This window comes from Streptomyces flavofungini, from assembly GCF_041028215.1.
In the GTDB taxonomy this organism is placed as follows: Bacteria; Actinomycetota; Actinomycetes; order Streptomycetales; family Streptomycetaceae; genus Streptomyces; species Streptomyces flavofungini_B.
This window is the reverse complement of sequence record NZ_JASKYR010000694.1, coordinates 1-3,038: the sequence shown is the minus strand read 5'-3', so window position 1 is coordinate 3,038 and position 3,038 is coordinate 1. Positions and strand designations below refer to the sequence as shown.

4 protein-coding genes are annotated in these 3,038 nt (G+C 70.1%); 2 read left to right on the top strand and 2 right to left on the bottom strand.

What is annotated here, in order from left to right:
* The coding region (locus tag AB8Z36_RS32665; RefSeq protein WP_369217004.1) for a hypothetical protein at positions 1–1,318 on the top strand (1,318 nt) is incomplete at its 5' end.
* Positions 1,319–1,383: 65 nt separating this feature from the next.
* Here the strand turns inward: AB8Z36_RS32665 and AB8Z36_RS32660 are convergent.
* Positions 1,384–1,662: a hypothetical protein gene (locus AB8Z36_RS32660; RefSeq protein ID WP_369217003.1), complete on the bottom strand. Its 279-nt coding sequence runs from the start codon at positions 1,660–1,662 to the stop codon at positions 1,384–1,386.
* 150 nt (positions 1,663–1,812) lie between these two features.
* The gene (locus tag AB8Z36_RS32655; RefSeq protein ID WP_369217002.1) at positions 1,813–2,160 is read right to left on the bottom strand and encodes a helix-turn-helix transcriptional regulator; all 348 of its coding nucleotides are present in this window, start codon (positions 2,158–2,160) and stop codon (positions 1,813–1,815) included.
* Between the two features lie 126 nt (positions 2,161–2,286).
* On the opposite strand from AB8Z36_RS32655, the gene AB8Z36_RS32650 reads away from it, so the two are divergent.
* A partial coding sequence (locus AB8Z36_RS32650; protein ID WP_369217001.1) for an ANTAR domain-containing protein occupies positions 2,287–3,038 on the top strand: 752 nt, incomplete at its 3' end.

The following is a 3,038-nucleotide window of genomic DNA, read 5'->3' as shown; positions in this document are numbered from 1 at the left end:
ATATGGTCACCGCATGACCTACACATGGAGAATGCGGCTCGGCGTCGTCGGCAGCTCGGTCGTGGCCGTCGCCGCCACGCTGGCGGGGGCCCATCCGGCGTCCGCCGCCATGCCGTTCGGTGCGGTGGACCCCGCGACCGTGGCGCAGTTCAAGCTCAACCAGGTGCTCGGCCAGGGCGGTGCCGACGGCACGGACGCCGCCGTCGAGGCCGTGGAGAAGACCGGCGCCGTCAAGAACGTCGACGTCAGCACCATCCTCAACACCGGGGGCAACACCGGTATGGCCGGGCTCTGCCACGACACCGGCCTGTCCGCGAGCCTCAAGCCCAGCGGCTACTGCTGGAAGAAGGAGGACGACCGGTCCAGCAGCTGGAACACGACCGACGGCGGCTGGACGCCCCAGGGGCTCTCCCTGCCGTACAGCGACTCCGGCACCCCCACCGACGGGCAGTACAAGGGCATACCCGCCTATGCCGCGACCTGGCACCACAGCACCGACATGGGCAACGCCGACCCCGCCAAGCGGCGCGGCGACGAGTACGCCAGGCTCACCCTGGTCAACACCAGGAGCGGCACGCCCAATTACCACAACCTGCTGCTCGTCCAGCCGAGCAGGAACGCCGAGGGCAAGGGCGACTTCCGCGTGGTCCCGGGCAACCACGTCGACGGCGTCGTCTGGTACGGCGACCGCGCCTTCGTCGCCAACGGACGGTATCTCCAGGTCTACGACCTGCGGCACGTCTGGAAGCTGAACAAGCAGGACAAGGAGGTGGGCATCTCCGGCACCACCTCCTCGGGCCTCTGGCACAACTACGCCGTCCCGATGGTCGCGATGTACCAGACCACCACCGGTAACACCGCGTGCTCCGTCACCTCCGGCACCACGCCCTGCCTGAACTCCCTGAGCCTGGACCGCACGGGCGGCAAGGACGCCCTCGTCTCGGCCGAGTACAAGAAGGACGCCGCGGGCGGGCGCGTCGTCCGCTGGCCGCTGGACGCCACGACGAAGCTGCCCGAGGGCGGCGCGTCCGCCGCGTACTCCTCCCCGGTCTGGTCGATGCAGGGCGCGGCCACCGACGGCACCAACTGGTACATGGCGGGGACCTGCCCGACGGGCGCGGGCGGCGGCACCGCCGACGACCCCTACTCCTGCGTCCACAAGGCGCAGGCCAACGCCGCGCCGCACGTCATGACCGCCGCCCCCGTCTACACCCAGAACCTCAACTACTCCTGGTCGAGCGACCGGTTGTGGGGCATCAACGAGCGCATCAACTCCACGGTCGGTAAGCGCGTCGTCTTCTCCGTCAACACACCCTGAGCGCGGGCCGTGACACTTTCGTGAGTGTCACGGCAGGTCACCCTGATCACGGCATGCCACCGGGCTCACGGCATGTCGCCGGACCAGTCCCAGCGGCTCCGGTCGGCCGGGCGAGGGTCGTACATCGCCCGGCCTCCGGCGCCGAACCGGCCGAGCTCGGTGCGCAGGGCGACGCCCGCGCGCCGCTCCTCCCGCGCCATGCCGGTGATGTCGAGCAGCAGGCCGTCCAGCGGCCCGCCGACCAGCTCGGCATAGTGACGGCCCGGCCTGGGCCCGGGGTCGGGGTCGTCGTGGTCCCGGCCGTAGACACGGCCGCGCAGCAGCTTCTCGTCGTTGCTGTCCATGCGGAGCAGACTCGCATCCGCCACTGACAACGTCTCCCGGCGGACGCGTCGCCAGGAGGAAATGCCGGTGCGGGGACCGGTTCGCCGCGCGGGGGTCCAGGCGCGGGACCGGCAGGCGGCAGCGCCCTACGCGCCGCCCGAGGCCAGAGGTCAGGCGCTGGCGTGGTGCCGTCCGTCGGCGTCCAGGGCCGTGCGGTCGGCTTCGTCGTGCACCAGCAGGGAGAGCAGCGAGGCTACGGCGAGACCGGACTCGGCCGGGTGCCGCAGGACCTTGCTGGGATCGATACGGTAGGTGTTGGTGCGGCCCTCCCGGGTGTGGGAGAGGTAACCGTCCTGCTCCAGGTCGGCGATGATCTTCTGTACGGCGCGCTCGGTGAGCCGGCAGTGGGCCGCGATGTCACGGATACGCGCGTTGTGATTGTCGGCGATGGCCGCCAGGACCCTTGCGTGATTGGTGAGGAACGTCCATCCGGTGTGGGGCTCGGGCACTTCATCCATGGCCCAACTCTAGCGACCCAACAAACACGTTTTCAAAAACACGTACTACCTTTCATGTATTAGTTGACGTGCTTGGCTGCGGCGGGCAGCCTTGGACCAGCGGTAGGCGAGACGAGAGGAGGGGCCATGCCCGAGCCTGCACACCCGGAGCAGCCTCTCACCGGGGACGACGGGGGAGCCGGGCATGCCGGGCACCCTCCGCTGCCGGGAACGCCGCTGCCCGCGACGATCGACACCGTGCCGGACGGCACCCGCGTAGGCGTCATCGTCCGGAATGAGCTGGATCTCGACGCCTGCCAGCGGATCAGGCCCGACCTGCTGCGCGCCCTCAGCCGCTCGGTGGACGGCCTCGACCTGTACATGAGCGAGGTCACCTTCTGCGACTGCTCCGGCATCAACCTCCTGCTCGCCCTGCGCCGCCGCGCGCTGCGGCACGGCAGGACCGTCACCCTGCGCACCTCCAGCCCCGCCGTCGACCGCATACTGGACCTGACGGCCACGCACGGCCTCTTCGAGCCCGTCGACTTCGCGTTCGACTTCGACGAGGAACCGGAGGCCGCCCCCGTGGACGCCACGAACGCGGACGGGCAGTCACCCCAGGACCTGCGGACCGTGGTGGCCCAGTTGCGGCGGGCCCTGCAGACCCGCCCGACCATCGATCTGGCCCGCGGCATCCTGATGTCCGTCTTCAGCCTGAGCCCCGAGGCCGCCTGGGAAGTCCTCGTGACGGCGTCGCAGAACACCAACACCAAGCTGCACCGGCTGGCCGGTGACGTGGTGGACACCGTCAAAGGGGAGGACCTGCCCGCGGCCGTGCGCAAACAGCTCGTGAACGCGGTCGCCAAGACCAACAAGGCGCACCCCGCGCCCCGTACGGA